Below are 22,715 nucleotides of genomic sequence, written 5' to 3'. Positions count from 1 at the left end.
GCCTTACGATAAAATTCTTCTTAAAACTTCTTCATAAGCGACTTTTACTTCGCCGATACCTTGTCTAAATCTATCTTTGTCAAGTTTTTCGTTTGTTTGTGCATCCCAAAAGCGGCAGCTATCAGGGCTTATTTCATCAGCCAGTAGTATATTACCGTCTTTATCGATACCAAATTCTACCTTAAAGTCAACAAGTTTTAAGCCTTTTGCTTCAAAGAATTTAAATAGTATAGAGTTTATTTCGCGAGCGATATGGCGTAATGTCTCAAGATCTTTTTCGCTTTTTACAAGACCCATAACAAGACAATGTTCGTCAGTTACGATAGGATCGTTTAGTTCGTCATTTTTATAATAAAATTCAACTAATGTAAACGGTAAAACCATGCCTTCTTTTAGTCCAAGGCGTTTTGAAAGAGAGCCGGTTGCTATATTTCTAACAACAACTTCTAGAGGAACTATTTCACATTTTTTAACAAGCTGCTCTGTGTCGCTAAGTGTTTCAACAAGGTGAGTCGCTATGCCTTTTTCTTTTAAAATTTTAAAAAGTTGTGTGCTTATTTTATTATTTAAGGCGCCTTTACCGTCTTCTTTACCTCTTTTTTGAGCATTAAATGCGGTCAAATCGTCTTTAAATTCAGCGATGAGCAAATTTGCGTCATCGGTTGCATACATCTTTTTGCCTTTACCTTCGTAAATCAACTCTCTCTTTTCCATACACTACTCCTTGAAAATTATTGTTTTATTTTTAAAACTTTTACTACGTCAATGGCTGTTTTTAACTGTAAATCTTCATCAATTTTTTTCTGAGAAATTATCGTTTTATCATCTTTTGCTTCTGTTTTATTTGCTTCGGCACTTGCGTCTATTTTATCTAATTCACTTTGTAAATGCGCTTTTAGCTCACTTTCTTTTATTGCAAATGCACTATTTTCGCTTTGCGGTACTTTACCTGGATAGACTACTATATCAGGCGTAACACCGACTGCTTGTATAGTCCTGCCACTTGGAAGATAATATCGAGCGATAGTAAGTCTAAGAGCTTCAGTGTCGTCGATAGGTAGTATGACTTGAACGCTGCCCTTACCAAAGGTATTCTCTCCTACTACTACACCACGTTTGTGATCTTGAAACGCACCACTAACTATCTCGCTAGCACTTGCGCTACCGCCGTTTACTAAAATGGCCAAAGGAAGTCTGCTTAGCGTGGCACTAGAGCTTGCTTTATACTCGGCATTTTCATTACTATCGCGACCTTTTTGAGATACTATGATGCCTTTATCTACAAAAAGATCTACTAGCCCGACAGCTTGATTTAGTAGTCCGCCAGGATTATTTCTTAGATCCATTATAACCCCGTCTACTTTAGGGTATTTCTTAAGAAATTCGCTTGCTTTACTGACTACGTTTTTGTCGAAATTTGTTATCCTAAGATATAAGATGTTTTCTTTTTCTATCATGCGAGCATATACGGACTCTACTTTTATTATGTCGCGTATGATTTTTACGTCAAATGGCTTTTGCTCGCCTTTTCTTACGATTGTTATGGTTATTGGAGTTTTTGGTTTACCGCGCATTTTATTTACGGCTTCATCTATCGTTGTTCCAATGGTTGCATTGCCGTCTATTCGCAGGATTATATCTCCTGCTTTTATACCGGCTCTATCTGCCGGAGTATCTTCGATAGGAGAGATAACGGTTAGTGCGCTATCTTTTATACCAACAGTTATGCCAAGTCCGCCAAATTCGCCGTTTGTTTGGACTTGCATATCCTTAAAAGCTTTTTCATTTAAAAAGCCCGAATGTGCATCTAAATTTTGCATAAGACCGCTTATGGTTTTATCGATAAGTTCTTTAAATTTTATATCATCAACATAGTATTTTTCAACGGTGGATATAGTTTTTGTTAGTTTTGAAAGCGCTTCGATCCTAATACTTGCATCATCATCGCTTTTAGCCGTCAGTGAAGTTGCTAAAAGTGCTGAAGAAAGTAAAAGTGAGATGAATTTTTTATTCAATTTTTCTCCTAGAATTTAAATACTGGGAATTTTAGTAGGTTTTGCCTAAAAAATGGCTAAATTTTAGCAATATCGTCGCATGAATTCAAAATTCCTACGCATTATAAAAAAGGGAAATATTGTCACTCGTATATTTTATCTGCTAAATTTATAAAAATACCTTGACAATAATAGACTAAAGTTATATAATACAACCAATATAAAATTAAGGAGCCAAGAATGTCTAATATAACAGAGAATTTGACAGCACAAATGACAAGCGCTTTAGAAAGTGCCGCGTCTTTAGCTATACATTCTAAAAATTCACAGGTTGTGCCACTGCATCTTTTTTGGGGATTGGTTACGGATAGTGGTTCGATCTTAAACCAAGTTTTTAACAAAATGTCTATCTCAAAAGAAGCCGTGGAGCTTGAGATAAAAAGCATTATTTCATCATTGCCTACAAGCTCAAACGTAAGCCGTGAAAATATCCAAATTTCACGTGATATGATAAACTCTCTTGAGAGTGCAAAAGGGCTTATGACTAGCCTTGGAGATAGCTTTGTGGCAGTAGATACGTGGATAATGGCAAATTTAGACGTTGAACCGATCAAAGGAATTTTGTCTAAATTTTGCGATATTTTAGAGATAAAGAAAAATTTAGAAGCCATTCGTGCAGGTCGCAAGATAGATACCCAAACTAGTGACGAAACACTTGATAGTTTAGAAAAATACGGGGTTGATCTTTGCAAGAAAGCTCTTGAGGGCGCACTTGATCCGGTTATCGGTCGTGATGAAGAAATAACAAGGATGATGCAAATTTTAATAAGAAAAAGCAAAAACAACCCTATCTTACTTGGTGAGCCGGGTGTTGGTAAAACGGCAATAGTTGAGGGCTTAGCTCAAAAGATAGTCGCTAAAGACGTGCCTGTAAGTTTGCAAAACAAACGCGTGATAGCTCTTGATATGAGTGCGTTAATCGCCGGTGCAAAATACCGCGGCGAATTTGAAGATAGATTAAAAGCCGTTATAGAAGAGGTTAAAAAGGCTGAAAACATCATACTTTTTATCGATGAAATTCACACCATCGTAGGAGCTGGTGCAAGCGAGGGTAGTATGGATGCGGCAAATATCCTAAAACCGGCTTTAGCGCGTGGTGAACTTCACGCAGTTGGTGCAACTACGCTAAAAGAGTATCGTAAGTATTTTGAAAAAGATGCGGCGTTACAACGTCGTTTTCAGCCTATCGACGTAAAAGAGCCAAGTGTAAATGAGGCCTTGCAAATTTTAAGAGGTATAAAAGCTAGACTTGAAGTCCATCATAGTGTAACTATAACTGACAGTGCGCTTGTGGCAGCTGCAAAGTTGAGCGATCGCTATATATCAAACCGATTTTTGCCTGATAAAGCCATCGACCTTATAGATGAAGCGGCGGCTGAGCTAAAAATGCAAATAGAAAGCGAACCATACGAGTTAGCACATGTAAAGCGTGAAATTTCAACTCTTGCCGTTGAAAAAGAAGCATTAAAAATGGAAGATGAGGCTAAAAATTCGGCTCGTTTGGAGCAGATAGAAAAAGAGATCGCAAATTTAAACGAGCAAAAACAAAGTTTAGATATAAAATTTGAAAATGAAAAGGCTGTGTTTAACGGAATTTCAAATGCTAAAAAACAGATCGATAGTCTAAAAAATGAAGCCGAGATCGCAAGACGAAACGGAGAATTTCAAAAAGCAGCCGAGATAGAATACGGCAAAATTTTAGAGGAAACAAACAAGCAAAAAGAGCTTGAAAGCAAATGGGAAAGCATGAAAAAAGAGGGCGTGCTTCTTAAAAATCAAGTAGACGAAGAGCTTGTTGCTGGAATTTTGAGCAAATGGACAGGCATAGCTGTTTCAAAAATGCTAGCTAGCGAAAAACAAAAATATCTACAAATAGAAGAGCATTTGCAAAAAAGCGTTATAGGTCAAGACGCTGCCTTGCACGCGCTTTCACGTGCCATAAAACGTAACAAAGCAGGGCTAAATGAAGGTTCAAGGCCTATTGGGTCGTTCTTGTTTTTAGGTCCTACGGGAGTTGGTAAAACGCAGTCGGCAAAGGCACTTGCTAAATTTTTGTTCGACGATGAAAAGGCGCTTATACGTTTTGATATGAGCGAATACATGGAAAAGCATAGCGTCTCAAGGCTACTTGGCGCACCTCCCGGATATGTCGGATACGACGAGGGCGGACAACTAACAGAAGCGGTTAGACGTCGTCCTTATAGCGTGATCTTGTTTGATGAGATAGAAAAGGCTCATAAAGATGTGTTTAATATCTTGCTTGGTATATTAGACGATGGGCGAGCAACCGATAACAAAGGTGTTACGGTGGATTTTAAAAATACTATCATTATCCTAACCTCAAATATCGCTTCAAATTTTATCATTGATCTTGAGGGAGAAGAGCGAGAAAAAGCCGTTAAAAACGAGCTTAAAAACTACTTTAAGCCTGAATTTTTAAATCGCCTGGATGATATGATAATTTTTAATCCGCTAACTGAAGATGGGCTTGTAAGTATCGTGCAAATCATGTTTAAAGAATTTCAAAACAGACTTGGCGAGCGCGATATAAAAGCAAATCTGGATATAAGTGCGGCTAAATTTATCGCAAGTGCCGGTTTTGACCCGGTTTATGGCGCTAGACCGCTAAGACGCGCACTGTATGAGCTTGTTGAAGATAATGTTGCCGAAATGATACTCAAAGACGAGCTTGAAAGTGGCGATGAGATAGAAATTTCAGCAAATGCAAATGAAATTTTAATTACCAAGAAATAGTGAATTTTAGGGCTGTTGCGGCAGCCCTTTACAATATGCTAAAAAATAATATTAACATAAAATAAATATTAATAAATCCTCTCTTAAATATTATCTCTAATAAAATTTTTAATAACCTTTTAGTAAAACTATGTGTAATATTTCACAGTTAGTTTTATCTCATTATATAAAAGGAGTAAAAATGACCGAGAATGACGTCCTTGTAAGGATTAACAAAAGATTGCTCGAACTTTCTAAAATTCCAAGAATCAATCAAGAAGGTTCTATTGCTAAACGTTTAAAAGAAAAAGGTTTTTCTAGGCGTGATTTCATGAAGTGGGCAGGTGCGATGAGCGCATTTATGGCACTTCCTTCAAGTTTTGCGCCAAGTATTGCAAAAGCTGCCGAGCTTAGTGATAGACTGCCCGTGATTTGGCTTCATATGGCCGAGTGCACGGGTTGCTCAGAAAGCCTTCTTAGGAGTGATACTCCAACTATAGATAGTCTTATTTTTGACTATATTAGCCTTGAGTATCATGAAACCCTAATGGTCGCGGCAGGTCATCAAGCTGAAAGAAATTTGCACGATGCCATTAAAAAGTATAAAAACCGCTATATTTTGATGGTGGAGGGTGCTATCCCAACCGGAGCTACCGAATACTATCTAACGATAGGCGCCGAAGGTCATACGGGTAAGCAGATAGCTCAAAATGCCTGTGAAAATGCGGCGGCTATATTTAGTATAGGAACTTGCTCTAGTTTTGGAGGAATTCAAGCCGCACATCCAAATCCAAGCAACTCAAAAGCGCTAAGCGTTATCACTTCAAAACAAGTTATAAACGTCCCCGGCTGTCCTCCAAGCGAGAAAAATATCGTAGGAACACTGCTTCATTTTATATTATTTGGCACTCTTCCTGCTCTTGATGTTTACAACAGACCAAAATGGGCTTATGGACTTAGAATTCATGACCTTTGTGAAAGACGCGGACACTTTGATGCCGGCGAGTTTGTGCAAAGCTTTGGTGACGAAGGTGCTAAACAGGGCTTTTGTCTATACAAGGTAGGTTGTAAAGGACCATATACTTTTAATAACTGTTCACGCGAGCGCTTTAACTCTCATACATCATGGCCTATCCAGGCAGGACATGGCTGTATAGGTTGCAGTGAGCCTGACTTTTGGGATACTATGGGGCCGTTTGAAGAGCCAATGGCAGATAGATTATACAACACTCCGTTTGGTATTGGGTCTGACGCCGTAAGCGATAAAATCGGAGTTGGAATTTTAGCTCTAACAGCCGTTGGCATAGCAGCGCACGCAGCAATAGCCGCTATGAAAAAAGGAGATAACGATGAGTAAAAGAAAGATTGTCATAGATCCTATAACTAGGATAGAGGGGCACTTGCGCGTAGAGGTTGTTGTTGATGATAATAACGTCGTGAAAGAGGCGTATTCTGGATCGACACTTTGGCGTGGTATAGAGCAGATAGTAAAAGGACGTGATCCCAGAGACGTTGGGTTTTTTACTCAAAGAATTTGTGGCGTTTGCACGTATTCTCACTATAAAGCAGGTATTATCGCGGTTGAAAACGCACTTAGTATAACGCCTCCTTTAAATGCCCAACTAACAAGAACTCTTATGAATGCAGCGCTTTTTGTGCATGACCATATCGTTCATTTTTATCACTTGCATGGGCTTGACTGGGTTGATGTTATATCAGCTCTTAGCGCTGATCCTAAAAAAGCAAGCGAAGTTGCGTTTAAATTTACAGACCTACCGTATGCGTGCGGGGAGGATAAGCTTAAAGAAGTTCAAAAAAGAGTAGGGGAATTTGCAGCTAAAGGTAACCTTGGACCATTTGCAAATGCGTATTTTGGACATAGCACTTACAAACTAAGTCCTGAAGAAAATTTAATAGCTCTTTCGCACTATCTTGAATGCTTAAGAATTCAACGCACCGCAGCGCAACTTATGGCGATATTTGGCGGTAAAAACCCACATCCGCAAAGCTTAACCGTAGGCGGTGTAACTTGCGTTATGGATATCGAAAGCCCCGCAAGACTAGGCGAATATCTAACAAAACTAAAAGAGATCCAGGAATTTGTTAATCGTGCTTACTATCCGGACTTAGTTATGGCGGCAAAAGCCTATGCGAACGAGCCTAGCGTGCTAAATGATATCGGTGTAGCAAATCTTTACACATTTAAAGAATTTCAAATAGGCGCAAACGAGTGGTTGTTTGAAAGTGGTATCATTAAAAACGGCGATCTAAGCAAGGTTTATGATGTTGATGAGAGCCTTATAACTGAAGAAGCCACACATGCTTGGTATGAAGATGACAAAGCACTTCATCCGTATGATGGCAAAACCGATCCAAAATACACAGGTTTAATTGATGGTGAAAGTATTGGCGAAGACGGTAGGATGGTTCATTCTAAATTATTTAACACAAAAGGTAAATATAGCTGGATAAAAGCGCCTAGATACGGCGGAGAATCTCTGCAAGTAGGTCCTTTGGCAAATATCGTAGTTAATTACGCAAAAGGAAACAAATACGTAGTGCCTGTGGTGGATAAATTTTTAAAAGACACGGGACTTCCTTTAAGTGCTGTTTTATCAACACTTGGTAGAACTGCAACAAGGATGCTTGAAGCTAAAATCATAACCGATAACACTATTACGGCCTTTAATAACCTCATAGAAAATTTAAAAACCGACCGTGAGACATGTGCTAAATACTCTATAGACAAAAACAAAGAGTATAAAGGCAGATACATGGGTCATGTGCCACGCGGAACGCTAAGTCACTGGTGTCGCATAAAAGATGGCGTCATAACCAACTGGCAAGCTGTAGTTCCTAGCACATGGAACGCCTCTCCAAAAGATGCCAAAGGTCAAATGGGATCGTATGAGGCGTGTTTGATCGGTTTAAAGATAGCCGATGTTACACAGCCACTTGAGATCGTGCGTAAAATTCACTCATACGACCCTTGTATAGCTTGTGCCGTTCATGTGATGGACACAAAGGGGGCAAAACTTGGCGAGTATAAGATAGATGCAAATCTAAAAGGATAAGCCATGAGAAAAGCAGAGTATGAATTTAGCATAGGAGTTAGACTTACGCATTGGATTAGAGCTATTGCGATAGCGTTTTTGATTTTTAGCGGGTTTTACATCTCTTATGTATTTATAGCGCCTGAAATTTCGGCAGAACCTACGTTGTTTTTAAACGCAAAATGGAGAGCCGCCCATCAGGTTGCTGGGTTTATTTTGATAGCGTGCTTTATATTTAAAGTTTATCTATTTATATTTGACAAACATAGTAGAAAGGAGTTAAGAAGTGTTTTTGACTTTTTAAATCCAAAAATTTGGTTCTCGCAGATCAAATACTATCTGTTTTTAGGCAAACATCCTCATCTAAAAGGTGTTTACAACCCGCTTCAGTTTGCGTCTTATTTTTTCTTTTATGTTGTTTTGGCTCTTATATGCGTTAGTGGCCTTGTGCTTTACGCTCACGTTTATCACGAAGGACTTGGTGGCGCTATATATGACATTGCTAGATGGCTTGAGGAGATGATGGGTGGTTTGGCAAATGTTAGAACGATACATCGAATTTGTATGTGGGTTATCATGATATTTGTGCCCATTCACGTCTATATGGCTGTATTTAATGCCGTTAAAGGCAAAAACGGAGCCATGGATGCGATAGTTAGCGGATATAAATTCGTAAAAGAATAAAGATGAAATTTCTGCTTCTTGGTATCGGAAACGTTATGTTTGGCGATGAGGGCTTTGGAGTGCATTTTATAAAGTGGATAGAGAGAAACTACCGCTTTACAAGCAAGGAGCATTTGCTTGAATTTATAGACGGCGGGACGTTAGCCATGGCGCTAACTCCCGTTATTTCGGAATTTGATAGTATAGTGATGGTTGATTGTATAGAGGCTAACGACTCAAAAGTAGGTGAAATTTACTTCTTTGACTATGAAAATATCCCTGAATTTATAAATTTTGACGGATCTGCACATGAAGTCGAGATGAAGCAAACATTAGCATATATGGACATTTTAGGTGATAGACCTGAGGTTAAAATTTTAGGACTTATCCCAAAGCGGATAGAGCCCATGAGTTTTGAACTCTCAAGCCAACTGATAAATGGCGCAAATGTCGCTTTAAACGCACTTTTAAACTATCTTTTAAAATGCGGATTTGAGTATGAAAAGATAGATAATCTTAGCATACAAGATATAGCAAATGAGTATAAGAAGAAAGGTTTTTATGGTTCTAGCTTTTGAATTTTTATGGATAAAAGAGCTTGTTTGGCTTGAGATCATCCTAAGACAAACGGCTAAAAATTTACCTCATAAAGTAGTAAAAGATAGCGAAGGACTTACGCTTTTTATTAGTGCAAACGAGAGTGAACTTTCTAAATTTAGTGACAAACTTTGCATAAATTTACCAAGTTCGCTTTTTATAAAAGGCTGTAGAGTTTATGAAGCAAGCATGCCAAATGACAAAAGCGATAAAGATGTGCACTTGGAGTGTGATTTGCCAGCTCTAACCCCGCTTCAAGAGCTAAATTTTAAACAAAACGGACAAATTTGCAAAAATGAATTTGGTGTTTTAAGTAAAATTTCTGTACTTGATCAAAAAATTTGCGAAGAAAATTTTAACCTCCTTTTAGGGCAGTGCGCTAAAAAGATAAAAGATGGAGAGGTAGTGAAATTTAAGAGCAGCTCTAGTGAATTTGAAGTAGAGATCCTACATAGCTTTGATAAATTTGACTTTATCATGCCAACTAATTCAAAAGCGCTTTTAAATATCTTTGCTTTTAATGAGCGTGAGATAACGGCACTTGCTAGCTTTGAAAAGCCGATGTTAAGACTAAAAACAAATGCGCTTTTTAAGCAAAAACACCCTCAAATTCAAACTACGGCAAATGTTAAATTACCACAGGATTTTTTTATCTTTGCTCTTTGCGATAAACTTTATAATGATAAGATAAATTTTATCGGAGTTAGAAATTTAGGCAAAAATTCTATTTTGAAATTTTGCCTTTTTGATAAAGAAAGCTTGGTTTACGATAGCAGTTCAAAAGAAGAGCTAGAGAGTTATTATTTTGAGTTAAATTTAAACAAAAATAGTGCCGACGGTATATTTTTAGTGCGTAAAAATGATAAGATACCGCTACTTTTTATACCAAATTTTATAAGTTTTGACGAAATTTTTAAGGAGATAAAAGGGCTTGATGGCGGAGAAAGGTTGCTTGAAAATTTTGCAAAAACTTATGTTTTACCAAGCGAAAATTTAAACCTAAATGCAAATTTTTACTCACTGTTTTACATGAGTGCAAAGGTGTTAAATTTTAGTCCAAATTTAAAACAAGCAGGAGAAAGGCTGCTATTAAACGCCTTTAACTTTGGTGCAAATAGAGGCGTTTTGATAGATTGTAAGGTTAAAGACGGTGTTTTTGATGTGGCTAAATTTATAAGAAGCACCATGAGTTTTATGCTAGCCGGAGCGCAAGAGGGCAACATAAGCTATGGTGTGGTAAGTTCACTGGCTGGCTTTTTAGCAAATTTCATGCTTGAAAAAGCGGATGAATTTGATATAAAAACCGTGAAATTTAGCGGAGATTTATTTAAAGAAGAAGCTGTATTAAAAACATTTAAGCGCGAATTTGAGCCAAATTTTAAGCTTGATTTTAGCAGTTTGGGCATTAAAATATCACTGTAAAGCCCGAATTTATTAAATTTTTGTTATAAATTTCAAATGATAAATTATAATTTTGAAATTTCAGGTTTAGTTCAGGGTGTTGGTTTTAGACCATTTGTGTATTCACTAGCGATCAGGTATGGACTAAAGGGTGAAATTTACAATGACGACGAAGGTGTAAAGCTAAGCCTTTATGGAAAAGAAAAGGCGCTATTATCATTTGAAAAGGCACTATTTGCTGAGCTAGTTCCGCTTGCTAGGATAGATGAGCTAAGGAAATTTAAAGGCGATAAAGTCTTTGACGAGCTAAACATCATTGCTTCTAGATCAGCCCAAAAAGCAGCTGCCATACTACCTGATTTTGCTATTTGCAAAGAGTGCGAACGAGAGTTTTATGATCGGTCAAATCCTCGCTATCTATATCCATTTATAAACTGCACGAATTGCGGTCCGAGATTTTCTATCATAAAATCCCTGCCATATGATCGTATAAACACAACCATGAATGAATTTAAGATGTGTGAAAGTTGCGAGAGTGAGTATAAAAATCCACTCGATCGTCGCTATCACGCACAGCCCATCTCATGTCCAAAATGCGGTCCTAAGTTTATGTTAAAAGATAAAGTCGGTAAAATTTTAACCCAAAACGAAGACTCGATAAAACAAGCCACGCAGCTTATAAAAGATGGTAAAATTTTAGCCATAAAAGGACTTGGCGGCTTTCATCTAGTTTGCGACGCGCATAATCAAAATGCGATAAATGCGCTTAGACTTCGCAAACATCGCCCACATAAGCCGTTTGCTATAATGTGTAAAAATTTGCAAAACGTTAAAGAGCTGGCTGAAATTTCAAGCAAGGAAGAGGAGCTTTTAACTTCAAATTTAAAGCCGATCGTGCTTTTAAAAGCAAAGCCAAACAGTACTTTAGCGCCAAGTATCGCGCCAAATTTAAACCGTCTTGGCATTATGCTAGCATTTAGCGGTATCCATTTAGCGCTTTTTGAATACCTTGATACAAATATCGTGGCAACTAGCGCAAATATCTCCGGTGAGCCGGTGATATATAACGAAGCAGAGCTACTTTATAAGCTTGGCGATGTTATTGATTTTTATCTTGACCACGATAGACAAATTTACTCTCCCAGTGACGATAGTATCGCTTTTACGGTGCAAGAGGAGATAAATTTTACACGCACTTCGCGCGGGCTTAATCCATACTTTTTTCATTCAAATTTCAACAAAAAAGGGGCATTTTTAGCCCTTGGTGCCGAACTCAAAAATCAATTTGCCATCTATCATAACGGGCAAATTATGATAAGCCCATACATTGGAGATCTTAAAAATGTAGCTACTTTTGATAGATTTTTAAATGTTTTAAACCTTTTTGTTAAAACCTACGAGCTTAAATTTGATCACGTGATTTGCGACCTTCACCCGCATTTTTTAAATACAAAATGGGCTAAAGAGCAGGGATTTACTTTAAGTGCCATCCAGCATCATTATGCACATCTTTTAGCTGTTATGTTTGAGCATAATTTACCAAAAGATGGCGAATACATCGGCTTTTGTTTTGATGGCACAGGATATGGTGAGGATGGTAAAATTTGGGGTGGAGAGGTATTAAAAATAGATCAAAACGGCTATAAGAGGCTTTATTGTTTTGATGAATTTAAACTAATAGGTGGCGAAAACAGCATAAAAAACATCTATCAAATCGCTTACTCTATCATATTAAAATATGATCTTGAAGATGAAGCGAGAGAATTTTTATCAAAATTTGACGCAAAAAGACTTTTGGCGCTAAAAACAGCACATAATGTTACCAATATACACACTAGCTCTTTAGGCCGCGTGTTTGACGCATTTGCAAGCGTTATATTGGGTTTAGAAAGCATAAGTTACGAGGCCCAAAGCGGTATGGAACTTGATAAATTTTATGATGAAAGTTTGGATTATTCTTATAAATTTGAGATAAAAAATGGTGTTATAAATTTTAAAAATGCCTTTAAATCGGCTCTAAAAGATGACGCAAAGCACGCAGTTACTGGCTTTATTAATGCTATCGCAGATCTAGTAACTCAAGTATCTAAAGAAGGCAAAAAAGATGTCTTGCTTTCTGGAGGAGTGTTTCAAAATTCGACACTTTTATCACGTGTGATTAGGAATTTAAAAGATAAAAATATAAATTTTTATCACTGTTCTAAATTTTGTGATAACGATACAAATATAGCTTTGGGTCAAATTTATTATCTTTTATCTAAAATTTAAGCTTTAAAGTTTTATAATAATATAAGTTTAAGTTAAGGGGGCTAACATGGATGAGATAATTAGATTTAGCGTTTCTTTACCTAAATCGCTTCTGGACGAACTTGACAAAAAGATCGCAGAGCAAGGATATGCTTCAAGAAGCGAACTGACACGAGATCTCATAAGAGAAAAGATGGTAAAAGATAGTTGGGAGACTTCAAGTGGCGAACTTGTAGGTGTTTTAACAGTCATTTACACACATCATCAAAATGAGCTTGTTGTTAAGATGTTAGAGCTTGAACATGATGCTGATATAAAAATCGTCTGCACAACACACATTCATATAGATCATCACAACTGTCTTGAGACGCTTGTTTTACGCGGTGAAGCTGATAAAATAAAGCGTTTTAGCGATAGGATATCAGGACTAAAAGGTGTTAAATTTGCCGAACTTACAAAAGCAGCCGTTCCGCACACCTGATAACACTTAATATTTTTAATTAAAATATAAATTTATAGTGGTAGGTTATTTTAGTATTTAAATTTATGAAATTTTATGCTTCTAAAATTTACAGTCAAGTTAAAATTTTATAAATTTTACTACATTTTTTCTTCTAAAAATTTAAAATTTAAATTTAAGCTTTATCTAATAATCAAAGAGTTAAACTTATAAAATTAATATTTAAGGAGCTAAAAATGTGTAAAGATTGCGGTTGCTCGCTGCCTGGTCACTCACACGAACATACTCATACGGACGGTACAAAACATACTCACTCGCATTCTCATGACGGAATTTTATCTCATACTGACAAAAAAGCCCACGAACACGAGCATTCGCATGCACATCCGGTGTTAAATGAAAGCAAAACGATAGATGTTATAGAAAAAATTTTATCGGCAAATGATGCCGAGGCAGAGCACAATAGAGCTCATCTTGACGAGCATAAAATTTTATGCGTAAATTTAATGAGTTCACCAGGGGCTGGTAAAACCACTCTTTTAGAAGCTACTATAAAAAATTCAAACATCAAAATCGGCGTAGTCGAGGGCGACTTAGAAACTAACCAAGATGCGGATCGTGTAGTGCTTGCAGGCGGTAAGGCTCACCAGATAACCACCGGTCAAACATGCCATTTGGACGCTTTTATGGTACATGAAGGACTTCATCATCTGCCTTTAAATGAGCTTGATATGGTGTTTATAGAAAATGTCGGAAATTTAGTCTGCCCTGCTAGTTATGATGTAGGCTCGCATTTTAACGCAGTGCTTATATCAGTGCCTGAAGGCGACGATAAAGTAAGTAAGTACCCTGTAATGTTTCGCGCGGCAGATGTGCTTTTGATAAGTAAAATTTCACTTCTTCCTTATTTTGACTTTGATATAGAAAGGGTAAAAAAAGACGCAAGAAAACTTAATCCCAAAATCGACATTATCGAGATAGATAGCAAAACAGGCGAAGGTGTCCAAAAGTGGGTTGAGTATCTAAAATTTAAAAAAGAGATGAGATAATGTGCCTTTCTATACCATCAAAAGTTATCGAGATAGATAGCGATAATGTAGCACTAGTTGAGACGCTTGGCGTTCAAAGAAGAGTTAGTCTTGATCTAATCGCAGAGCCGGTAAGCCCGGGTGAATACGTCCTAATCCATGTCGGATACGCAATGGAAAAGATAGACACAAAGATCGCGCAAGAAAGTATACAAATTTATAAACAAATAGCCAAAGACATGAAAAACGGCGTGATAGACAGCTATGACGGCGACATGGGACTAAGGGATTTTGATGGATCTGATAAATGATTTTCGCGATAAGGAACTTATCCTAACTCTTAGTTCGTTAATAAAAAAAGAGAGTAAAAAACCGCTAAATATCATGGAAATTTGCGGTGGACATACGCACTCTATTATGAAATTTGCCTTGCCTGATCTAGTTGGCAAAAATATAAATTTTATCCACGGTCCGGGTTGCCCGGTTTGTGTTATGCCACGCTCGCGCATAGACGAAGCCTGTAAATTAGCAGCGCTTGAGGGTGTGGTGTTTTGCACCTTAGCCGATATGCTTAGGGTGCCAGGCTCATATACAAGCTTGCAAAAGTTAAGAGCTCAAGGGCATGATATACGCGCGCTTTACACACCGCTTGACGCTCTTAAAATCGCCAAACAAAACCCTGATAAAAATGTAATATTTTTTGCAATAGGTTTTGAAACCACAACTCCAATGAGCGCAAATCTGGTTGAAAAGACTATAGAGCAGGGTATTAAAAATTTATACTTTCATATAAATCACGTCACAGTTCCCGCTCCGGTTCGAGCTATCATGCAAGATGAAAATGTCAATATAGATGCATTTTTAGGACCTAGCCACGTAAGTGTTATAACTGGAAGTGAAATTTATAAAGAGCTTAGCGAGGAGTTTGCAAGACCGATTGCTATTAGCGGATTTGAGCCACTTGATATCATGGCTAGTGTCTTAAATTTAGTAAGACAGCAAAATTTAGGCACTCATGAGGTCTATAACGAATACGAACGTGTCGTTAGCAAAGACGGAAATTTAAAAGCAAAAGAGCTAATCGCAAAATACTTTATCCCATGTGACTTTGAGTGGCGAGGACTTGGCGTGATAAAAGATAGTGGTATGAGACTACGAGATGAGTATGCACACCTTGATGCAAGGCAGAAATTTGACTGTAATGTAGAAAGCAAAGGCGAGAGTAAGGCCTGCATATGCGGTAAAATTTTACGTGGGCAAGCAAAACCGTTTGAATGCAAAGTCTTTGCAAAAGCGTGCACTCCGCAAAATCCAATAGGCTCTTGCATGGTTTCAAGCGAGGGTGCTTGTGCGGCATATTTTAAATACGCAAAGAGGATTTCATGAAGATAATGCTTAGCCACGGTGGTGGTGGCGAGGAGATGAACTCGCTTATAAATGAAACTATTTTTAAAATTTTTGATAATGAAATTTTATCACAAAGTAACGACTCGGCTATCTTAAATTTAAACTCAAAATGTGCCTTTAGCACCGATAGTTTTGTGGTCACTCCTATATTTTTTAACGGTGGAGACATCGGCAAGATCGCAGCTTGCGGCACCATAAATGACCTTGCGATGGTTGGAGCTAAAGCAAAGTATCTAAGTTGCTCGTTAATCATCGAAGAGGGGCTTGAGATAGATGAGCTAAAGCAAATTTTAACCTCGCTAGCAGAAATTTGTAAAAATGACGGTGTAAAGGTTGTTTGCGGGGATACAAAGGTTGTGCCAAGAGGAAAGTGTGATAAAATTTTTATCAACACATCAGGGATCGGCGAAATAATCTGCGACAATGTAGAGCTTAAAAGCTTGCGTCCAAAGGCTAAAGTTTTGTTATCGGGAGATATCGGAAGACATGGTGGCGTTATACTTGCAAGCAGAGAAGAATTTGAGCTAAGTTCTGCGTTAAAAAGTGATTGCAAAAGTTTAAACAGTGTTGTTTTGGAGCTTGTAAAAAACGGCATAAAACCGCTTTGCATGAGGGATGCCACAAGAGGCGGCTTGAGCGCAGTTTTAAACGAGTGGTCGAAATTTGGCAACCTTGACATCTTGGTTTTTGAAGAAAAGATAAAAGTAAGCGATGAAGTTACGGGGATATGCGAGTTATTTGGATTTGAACCTTACGAGCTTGCAAACGAAGGGACTTTTGTCCTTGCCGTAAGCGAAGAAGACGCACCTTTGGCGCTTAAAATTTTAAAAGAATTTGACCAAAATGCAAGTGAGATAGGTGAAATTTTAGATAGTAAAAACTCAAGGGTTATTATAGAAAACGCTTATAAATCACGTAGGTTTTTAGAGCCTCCAAAAGGCGAGCTTTTGCCAAGGATCTGTTAATGCACGAACTAAGTATCGCTCAAAATTTACTCACTCTTTGCGAGCAAAATGCCAAAAAAAACGGTGCAAAAAAAGTTAATGAAATCATCATCAAAATAGGGCGTTTAAGCGGAGTTGAGCCACATTATCTACAAAGTGCGTTTGATGTTTGCAAAGCAGGAAGTATATGTGATAGCGCCAAGCTTACTATAAATTTGCAAAATATAATCATAAAATGCAAAAGCTGCAACAAGGAAAATGAGCTTGATAAAAATGAATTTTTATGCCCAAATTGCGGCTCAAACGAGCTTGATGTTATAGACGGCGAAGACATGATGCTCATGCAACTAAAAATGGAATAATACATAAAATTTTATGTATTATTCTTAAAATTAAACTACACTTAACAATCAATCAAAAATCAAAAACGGAGCCTCTATAATATTTTTTATGATATTAAACGGGGAAAGCAAGGTATCTTGTAAAATTTGAGTCGAATACTCCGGCTTTTGCGTTGTTCCGCGAATAGTGATGAGCGTTGAAAACGAGCGTTCTTTGCCAAGTATGATTTGATTGACTACAGGAATTTTATCGATGATATTACTTGCGTCTTTTAGTATCTTAAGCTCAAGATCGATATTTATCACCTTACTTTCAAGATCTATCGTGCCTTTTCCTGCGATATCGGCACTGCTTCCTTCGATGTCTATTGCTATAAATTTTATCAAAGAGCCATCTTTTTCAAATAAAATTTTACCGCTTTTTACCGTAAAGCCTTTATCGTTAAAATCAGGCGTTTTAAAGCTTAAAAGCGCAGGAACGGAGTTTATAAAGCTTAAAAGCTGTTGGTAAAATATATAATCCTTAATGTAAGCACTGTGAAATCTCGCCTCACCCTTAAATAAATCCTTGCTTTCCCCAAGTATCTTTAGCCTAAAATTTCCACTCTCAAAGCTGTTAAATCCAAAAAATTGATTAACAAATTCACCGCTTATCCCTGTGGCGTCAAGGTCGATTTTTTGGTTATTTTTGACAAATCCAAAACGCCCGTTTGATGGAAAACCTCTAATTATCATCTCGTCGGCTTTCTCATAAAATTCCAAGTTGTCAAACGTAAGTGTTCTGTTTAGATCTTTTATCGTTACGTCGGCATTTTTTGCGTATAAATTAAGTGCGTAAAGCCTCTCTTGATCGTTTGTTTCATTTGTGTCTATTTGTAGATTTAGATTTTGCGTTGTGATATTTACATCGCTTTGTTTTGTGTTAAATTTGATAAGTCCGCTTTTTGAGCGACCTTTTGAGGTAAGCTTTTGTATGTTTACATCGATGTTAAAGTCGTCTACTTCGTATTTAGTACCGTCTTTATGATAAAAAGGCAGGTTAAATTTAAGATCGTTTGCGTCTATGTTTAGAGTGTTAAAATCCTTCGTAGTAAGCGTAAAGTCTCTAAAATCACTTATGCCGATCTGGTTTAAAAGTGGCGAGTGTTTGATCAAACTTGCGTTGTTTGTTTGTATTTTATTCTCATCGCCAAAACTTAAATTTAGGTCGAAATTTAATATATTAAGCTTTGTATCATCTCCGCTAAAGTCAAGCTTTGCTTGTATTTTTTCATCTTTGAGGCTTAAAATTTTAGCATCATCTGAGCCAAGATCAAGGTTTTTTAAATTTGCTCTTATATCGCCGACACTTTTATTGATGTCTATGTTCGCTCTTGCGTCGCTGTTAAAAAACTCAAGACCAAAATTCTTTGCATCGATCTTTAGTATGTCTGTATTTATGAGTTTTATGTCGGCATTTTTAGCATTAAATTTCGCTCCCGCTATGTCTATGCCCGCATTTGTTGCGTTAAAATCGCCATTTGCGATGACGTTTATCGTATCGAAATTTATATCAAGCAATAGTGTGGCGTCCATTTTCCCACTTGTTTGATTTATCGGTATTTTTATATCATAAGCTTTTAAAATATCATTTATAACACTATCATACATTGAGCGAGTTTTTAGATTAAGTAAAATTCCAGCCTCTTTTTCGTCAAAAATATTATAGATAACAAGGTTTGAGCCGTCAAGTTTGCGACCTTTATATACCGGCTCTAAAAGATCAAAGTATAAATTTGAGTTTTTAAGTTTTATGCTCGCTTCTTTTACATCAACCGCCTCTAGGCTCTTTTCAAATTTTACCTTTAGGCCTTTTGCAACGGCTGTGGCATTAAGATCATCTAGATAAAATTCCGAATTTTCTAAATCCACCTTGCCATTTAACTCTTTGATATTGTAATCTTGTGCGATAATAAAGCCGTAGATCCAATTTTTAACATCCTCGTTTAAGTTAAATTTCAAATCAAGATCATTCATAAAATCCCGCAAAGAATTTGCCTTAATGTCATAAGCTTTATATCTTAAAATCCCATCTACAAGCGTAAAATCAATCCTTCCGTTTATCTCAAACGAATTAAAACTTCCAGAAAATGCGTATTTTTGTTTTTTGATATCAGCACTTCCAAAGCCAGACAAGGTTACATTAAAGTCCTTAAAAGCAAGGTTTGATATGTTAAAGTTATCAACCCCGGCTTCTTCTCTTTCTTGCATTTTAACATCTAGCCCAAAATGCTTGTTGCCCACAAAAAAGGAGTTGTTTTCAAATAAAATTTTAAGTTCATTGTCTCCGATCTTTAAGCTGTGAAGTGAAATTTCTTGAAAAAGCATATCAAGCCATTTGGCACTTTGAGTAACATCGATTAGGTAATTACCTGAGGTCTTTTCCTCTTTCTGCACTTTTAGCTGAGGAAATTTTAATTCTTTTGCTCTAAGTATTAGTTTTTTATCGAGTTTTATGTATAATTGTTCTATTCTAAGCTCGTCAAATTCGAGGTTTTCAACCTTAATTCCAAATTTTAAGAGCAAGACTAAAGAAAGAACAAAGATGATTAAAAATTTTATAAAAAACCCATATTTAGCTATTTTTTTTGATGCCATACTTATATTTTTCCTAAGTATTTTTATATATCTAACACGTCCTATAAATACAAGCGAAGTCGTTTTTATCCCAAAAGGCGGTGTTGGTGAAATTATATCTTATTTATCTAACCGTAACTTTAACCTAAGTAGTATCGACAAATACGCACTGATATTTATCGGATCACCACAATCAGGCTGGATAAATATGCAAAGCACTAAGTTAAGCAGGATTGATTTTTTACGCAAGTTAACAGTAGCAAAAGCCGCTCTTAAGGACATAACTTTGATCCCAGGCGAAACCACTGTGATATTTTTAAACCAAATTTCAAAAGAACTTGGCTTAAACGAGCAAATTTTAAATGCCGAATACAACGCGATATCTCCACTTCCTGACGGCTTTATCATGCCAAATACATATAAAATCCCGCTTGGCATCAGCGAAAGACACCTGGCTTACTATCTTGTAAATTCATCAAAAAAAGCACATCAAGACCTTAGTATGAAAATTTTTGGTGAATATGATGAAAAAAAATGGTTTAAGTTTTTAATCATCGCTTCAGTTATCCAAAAAGAAGCCGCAAGTAATGACGAAATGCCTCTTGTTAGCTCTGTCATCTACAACCGCCTAAAAAAGGGCATGAGACTACAAATGGACGGGACTTTAAACTATGGTATCTACTCTCATAAGACGATAACCCCGGAGCGTATACGCACTGACATGAGCAAATTTAACACATATCTAAACGACGGACTTCCGCCAAGCCCGGTTTCTTCAGTTTCTATAAATGCGATAAAAGCGGCGATAAGCCCCGCAAGTAGTGATTATTTGTATTTTGTAAGAGATAAAAGAACAAAAAAACATAAATTTTCAAAAACTTTAACCGAACATAATCAAAATATAGGTAGGTAGTGTTTAAAATTTTATTTTATAATTGTTTTTTAACAAAAAAACGATAAATTTATAAAAAACCAAGGAATAAATATGAGTGAGATCATTTGGACTAAGACGGATGAAGCCCCGTTGTTTTCGAGTTATTCGTTATTGCCTATTTTGCAAAGTTTTTTATCGAAGGCAGGCATAAAAATATCACAAAAAGATATATCTTTAGCAGGACGAATACTGGCTGAATTTAGTGATATTTTAGCTAATAAACACGAAAACGCTCTTGAGCTATTAGGAGAGCTTACAAAGAGTGCTGACGCAAATATCATAAAACTTCCAAATATTTCAGCAACACTTCCTCAACTAAATGCTGCCATTAGCGAGCTTAGAAGCAAAGGCTTTGATCTACCGTTATATCCAAATGAGATAAAAACAAAAGAAGATGAAGAGATAGCAAAAAAATACGCAAAGATAATTGGAAGCGCGGTTAATCCAGTCCTTAGACAAGGCAACTCTGACAGGCGCTGTGTAAAGGCGGTAAAAGACTACGCAAGGGCAAATCCACACTCCACGGGCGAGTGGGATAAAAATGTAAAAACTCGTGTAGCACACATGCAAGATGGGGATTTTTACGCCAACGAAGAGTCTGTCATCAGTAAAAAAGATGATGTTTATACAATAAATTTTATAAATAAAAATGGTGAGAAGACAAAACTAAAAGAGCTTGAAATCTTAAAAGATGAGATAATAGACGCTAGTTTTATGAGTGTAAAAAAGCTTGATAAATTTTATCAAGATGCCTTTAAAAGCGCAAAAGATGATGACTTACTGGTAAGCTTACATCTAAAAGCTACGATGATGAAAGTAAGCGATCCTGCTATATTTGGTCATGCGATAAAGATCTTTTTTAATAAAGCATTTGATGAGTTTGGTGAAATTTTTAAAAGCCTAGAGATAAATGAAAACAACGGTTTAAAAGATATCTTTGCTAAAATTTCAACTCTAAAAGAGACAGATCAAAACAGGATCAAAGCTAAATTTGATGAAATTTTTACCTCATCGGCAAGTGTTGCGATGGTAAATAGCGCACAAGGTGTTACGAATTTTCACGTTCCAAACGATACGATAATCGACGCTTCAATGCCTGCCATGATAAGAAATTCTGGAACAATGTATGATAAAAACGGCGAACCAAAAGAGACTTTAGCGATAATACCCGACAAAACTTACGCCACTCTTTATCAAGCTTGCATAAACAACCTAAAAGAAAAAGGCTCACTTGATGTCACCAAAATAGGAAGCGTCTCAAATGTCGGTTTAATGGCTAAAAAAGCTGAAGAATACGGCAGTCACGATAAGACTTTCATTGCAAAAGATGATGGAGAATTTATCGTAGTTGATAAAGACGATAAAGAGGTATTTAAATTTAATGTGCAAAGCGGCGATATCTTCCGCATGACTCAAGCAAAAGATGATGCTATAAAAAGCTGGATAGACCTAGCTTTAAATAGAGGCAAGATAACAGGCGAACCGCTAGTTTTTTGGCTTGATGAAAACAGAGCGCACGATAGAAATTTAAAATCAAAAATAGATCTTTTGAAATTTGAAAATGCAGGCGTAAAGTATGAAATTTTAAACTATGAAAAAGCATGCGAGAAATGCCTTGACATCATAAGAGAGGGTAAAAATGTTATAGGCGTTACAGGGAATGTCTTGCGTGACTATTTAACTGATCTTTTCCCGATACTAGAGCTTGGCACTAGCTCAAAAATGCTATCTGTCGTGCCTTTGCTTTGCGGAGGAGGTATGTTTGAGACTGGAGCGGGTGGAACTGCACCTGTGCTAGTAAAAGAGCTAATTGAGCAAAACCATCTCATCTGGGATAGTCTTGGCGAATACCTAGCTCTCATAGCCTCGCTAGAACATCTTGCTAATTCTAAAGGCAATAAAAACGCTAAAATTTTAGCTAAAACACTAGATGGTGCCGTAAATTTATACCTAAAAAATAACAAATCACCACAAATGGGAGTTAAAAATCCAGACACTAGAGCGAGCCACTACTATCTAGCCCTTTACTGGGCGCAAGAGCTTAAAAATAGTGAACTTGGCAAAGAATTTACAAATTTAGCAGATGATTTGCTAGCTAACGAAGCTAAAATTTTAAATGAACTTTGCGAAATTCAAGGGGATGGAGTTGATTTTGGTGGATATTTTTATCCGGATGAGCAAAAAAGTTCTAATATCATGAGACCTAGTCAAACACTAAATAAAATAATAGGATAAAA

The 22,715-nt window shown here is 36.8% G+C and carries 18 protein-coding genes; 15 read left to right on the top strand and 3 right to left on the bottom strand.

The genetic code is table 11. The annotated features are described in order from the left end of the window. Positions 1 to 3: 3 nt before the first annotated feature. The gene (gene purC / locus CCAL5182_RS00345; RefSeq protein ID WP_169935950.1) at positions 4 to 714 is read right to left on the bottom strand and encodes a phosphoribosylaminoimidazolesuccinocarboxamide synthase; all 711 of its coding nucleotides are present in this window, start codon (positions 712 to 714) and stop codon (positions 4 to 6) included. Between the two features lie 17 nt (positions 715 to 731). Next, positions 732 to 2,015 (bottom strand): S41 family peptidase, encoded by a 1,284-nt coding sequence (locus CCAL5182_RS00340; protein WP_194238992.1) that lies wholly within the window; start codon positions 2,013 to 2,015, stop codon positions 732 to 734. Positions 2,016 to 2,234: 219 nt separating this feature from the next. On the opposite strand from CCAL5182_RS00340, the gene CCAL5182_RS00335 reads away from it, so the two are divergent. The 13 genes from CCAL5182_RS00335 to hypA all read left to right on the top strand — a co-directional run bounded on the left by CCAL5182_RS00335 (position 2,235) and on the right by hypA (position 16,949). Then, positions 2,235 to 4,808 carry an ATP-dependent Clp protease ATP-binding subunit gene (locus CCAL5182_RS00335; protein ID WP_336609962.1) on the top strand — a complete coding sequence of 858 codons (2,574 nt, stop codon included), beginning with the start codon at positions 2,235 to 2,237 and terminating at the stop codon, positions 4,806 to 4,808. A gap of 181 nt (positions 4,809 to 4,989) precedes the next feature. Next, positions 4,990 to 6,144, top strand: coding sequence for a hydrogenase small subunit (locus CCAL5182_RS00330; protein ID WP_336609961.1), 1,155 nt, complete (start codon positions 4,990 to 4,992; stop codon positions 6,142 to 6,144). Continuing rightward, positions 6,137 to 7,861: a nickel-dependent hydrogenase large subunit gene (locus CCAL5182_RS00325; protein WP_169971735.1), complete on the top strand. Its 1,725-nt coding sequence runs from the start codon at positions 6,137 to 6,139 to the stop codon at positions 7,859 to 7,861. Before CCAL5182_RS00330 ends, CCAL5182_RS00325 begins: the two co-directional genes overlap by 8 nt. Positions 7,862 to 7,864: 3 nt before the next feature. Continuing rightward, entirely contained in the window at positions 7,865 to 8,524 is a 660-nt protein-coding gene (gene cybH, locus CCAL5182_RS00320) for a Ni/Fe-hydrogenase, b-type cytochrome subunit (protein WP_169935942.1), read from the top strand. 2 nt (positions 8,525 to 8,526) lie between these two features. Then, the gene (locus CCAL5182_RS00315; protein WP_170016049.1) at positions 8,527 to 9,081 is read left to right on the top strand and encodes a HyaD/HybD family hydrogenase maturation endopeptidase; all 555 of its coding nucleotides are present in this window, start codon (positions 8,527 to 8,529) and stop codon (positions 9,079 to 9,081) included. Beyond that, positions 9,041 to 10,522: a hypothetical protein gene (locus tag CCAL5182_RS00310; protein WP_336609960.1), complete on the top strand. Its 1,482-nt coding sequence runs from the start codon at positions 9,041 to 9,043 to the stop codon at positions 10,520 to 10,522. Before CCAL5182_RS00315 ends, CCAL5182_RS00310 begins: the two co-directional genes overlap by 41 nt. A gap of 36 nt (positions 10,523 to 10,558) precedes the next feature. Further along, complete coding sequence (hypF, locus tag CCAL5182_RS00305) at positions 10,559 to 12,769, top strand: carbamoyltransferase HypF (protein WP_336609959.1); 2,211 nt, start codon at positions 10,559 to 10,561, stop codon at positions 12,767 to 12,769. Between the two features lie 46 nt (positions 12,770 to 12,815). After that, entirely contained in the window at positions 12,816 to 13,229 is a 414-nt protein-coding gene (gene nikR, locus CCAL5182_RS00300; protein ID WP_169935934.1) for a nickel-responsive transcriptional regulator NikR, read from the top strand. A gap of 215 nt (positions 13,230 to 13,444) precedes the next feature. Beyond that, positions 13,445 to 14,257, top strand: a complete 813-nt coding sequence (gene hypB / locus CCAL5182_RS00295) for a hydrogenase nickel incorporation protein HypB (protein ID WP_336609958.1) — start codon at positions 13,445 to 13,447, stop codon at positions 14,255 to 14,257. Then, on the top strand, positions 14,257 to 14,547 hold the full coding sequence (locus CCAL5182_RS00290; RefSeq protein ID WP_336609957.1) for a HypC/HybG/HupF family hydrogenase formation chaperone: 291 nt from the start codon (positions 14,257 to 14,259) through the stop codon (positions 14,545 to 14,547). The genes hypB and CCAL5182_RS00290 overlap by 1 nt, the downstream gene beginning before the upstream one ends. Further along, positions 14,531 to 15,622 carry a hydrogenase formation protein HypD gene (gene hypD, locus CCAL5182_RS00285; protein ID WP_336609956.1) on the top strand — a complete coding sequence of 364 codons (1,092 nt, stop codon included), beginning with the start codon at positions 14,531 to 14,533 and terminating at the stop codon, positions 15,620 to 15,622. Before CCAL5182_RS00290 ends, hypD begins: the two co-directional genes overlap by 17 nt. After that, positions 15,619 to 16,608 (top strand): hydrogenase expression/formation protein HypE, encoded by a 990-nt coding sequence (hypE, locus tag CCAL5182_RS00280; RefSeq protein ID WP_336609955.1) that lies wholly within the window; start codon positions 15,619 to 15,621, stop codon positions 16,606 to 16,608. The genes hypD and hypE overlap by 4 nt, the downstream gene beginning before the upstream one ends. Beyond that, positions 16,608 to 16,949, top strand: a complete 342-nt coding sequence (gene hypA / locus CCAL5182_RS00275) for a hydrogenase maturation nickel metallochaperone HypA (RefSeq protein ID WP_170000122.1) — start codon at positions 16,608 to 16,610, stop codon at positions 16,947 to 16,949. The genes hypE and hypA overlap by 1 nt, the downstream gene beginning before the upstream one ends. 48 nt (positions 16,950 to 16,997) lie before the next feature. On the opposite strand, the gene CCAL5182_RS00270 is transcribed toward hypA, so the two are convergent. After that, positions 16,998 to 19,565, bottom strand: coding sequence for a YhdP family protein (locus tag CCAL5182_RS00270; RefSeq protein WP_336609954.1), 2,568 nt, complete (start codon positions 19,563 to 19,565; stop codon positions 16,998 to 17,000). Here CCAL5182_RS00270 and mltG point away from each other — a divergent pair. Both mltG and CCAL5182_RS00260 read left to right on the top strand, forming a co-directional pair. Continuing rightward, entirely contained in the window at positions 19,513 to 20,457 is a 945-nt protein-coding gene (mltG, locus tag CCAL5182_RS00265) for an endolytic transglycosylase MltG (protein ID WP_336609953.1), read from the top strand. The genes CCAL5182_RS00270 and mltG overlap by 53 nt on opposite strands. Before the next feature lie 72 nt (positions 20,458 to 20,529). Further along, entirely contained in the window at positions 20,530 to 22,713 is a 2,184-nt protein-coding gene (locus CCAL5182_RS00260; RefSeq protein ID WP_336609952.1) for an NADP-dependent isocitrate dehydrogenase, read from the top strand. Positions 22,714 to 22,715: the final 2 nt, after the last annotated feature.

Source organism: Campylobacter sp. 7477a (genome assembly GCF_014892335.1).
Taxonomy (GTDB): domain Bacteria; phylum Campylobacterota; class Campylobacteria; order Campylobacterales; family Campylobacteraceae; genus Campylobacter_A; species Campylobacter_A californiensis.
This window is presented reverse-complemented; position numbering and strand designations above follow the sequence as displayed.

Excerpts from the sequence above, each read along its gene's own strand:
- purC (WP_169935950.1), bottom strand. The coding sequence starts at position 714 with ATGGAAAAGAGAGAGTTGATTTACGAAGGTAAAGGCAAAAAGATGTAT.
- CCAL5182_RS00335 (WP_336609962.1), top strand. The coding sequence starts at position 2,235 with ATGTCTAATATAACAGAGAATTTGACAGCACAAATGACAAGCGCTTTA.
- CCAL5182_RS00330 (WP_336609961.1), top strand. The coding sequence starts at position 4,990 with ATGACCGAGAATGACGTCCTTGTAAGGATTAACAAAAGATTGCTCGAA.
- CCAL5182_RS00325 (WP_169971735.1), top strand. The coding sequence starts at position 6,137 with ATGAGTAAAAGAAAGATTGTCATAGATCCTATAACTAGGATAGAGGGG.
- cybH (WP_169935942.1), top strand. The coding sequence starts at position 7,865 with ATGAGAAAAGCAGAGTATGAATTTAGCATAGGAGTTAGACTTACGCAT.
- CCAL5182_RS00315 (WP_170016049.1), top strand. The coding sequence starts at position 8,527 with ATGAAATTTCTGCTTCTTGGTATCGGAAACGTTATGTTTGGCGATGAG.
- CCAL5182_RS00310 (WP_336609960.1), top strand. The coding sequence starts at position 9,041 with ATGAGTATAAGAAGAAAGGTTTTTATGGTTCTAGCTTTTGAATTTTTA.
- hypF (WP_336609959.1), top strand. The coding sequence starts at position 10,559 with ATGATAAATTATAATTTTGAAATTTCAGGTTTAGTTCAGGGTGTTGGT.
- nikR (WP_169935934.1), top strand. The coding sequence starts at position 12,816 with ATGGATGAGATAATTAGATTTAGCGTTTCTTTACCTAAATCGCTTCTG.
- hypB (WP_336609958.1), top strand. The coding sequence starts at position 13,445 with ATGTGTAAAGATTGCGGTTGCTCGCTGCCTGGTCACTCACACGAACAT.
- CCAL5182_RS00290 (WP_336609957.1), top strand. The coding sequence starts at position 14,257 with ATGTGCCTTTCTATACCATCAAAAGTTATCGAGATAGATAGCGATAAT.
- hypD (WP_336609956.1), top strand. The coding sequence starts at position 14,531 with ATGGATCTGATAAATGATTTTCGCGATAAGGAACTTATCCTAACTCTT.
- hypE (WP_336609955.1), top strand. The coding sequence starts at position 15,619 with ATGAAGATAATGCTTAGCCACGGTGGTGGTGGCGAGGAGATGAACTCG.
- hypA (WP_170000122.1), top strand. The coding sequence starts at position 16,608 with ATGCACGAACTAAGTATCGCTCAAAATTTACTCACTCTTTGCGAGCAA.
- mltG (WP_336609953.1), top strand. The coding sequence starts at position 19,513 with ATGATTAAAAATTTTATAAAAAACCCATATTTAGCTATTTTTTTTGAT.
- CCAL5182_RS00270 (WP_336609954.1), bottom strand. The coding sequence starts at position 19,565 with ATGGCATCAAAAAAAATAGCTAAATATGGGTTTTTTATAAAATTTTTA.
- CCAL5182_RS00260 (WP_336609952.1), top strand. The coding sequence starts at position 20,530 with ATGAGTGAGATCATTTGGACTAAGACGGATGAAGCCCCGTTGTTTTCG.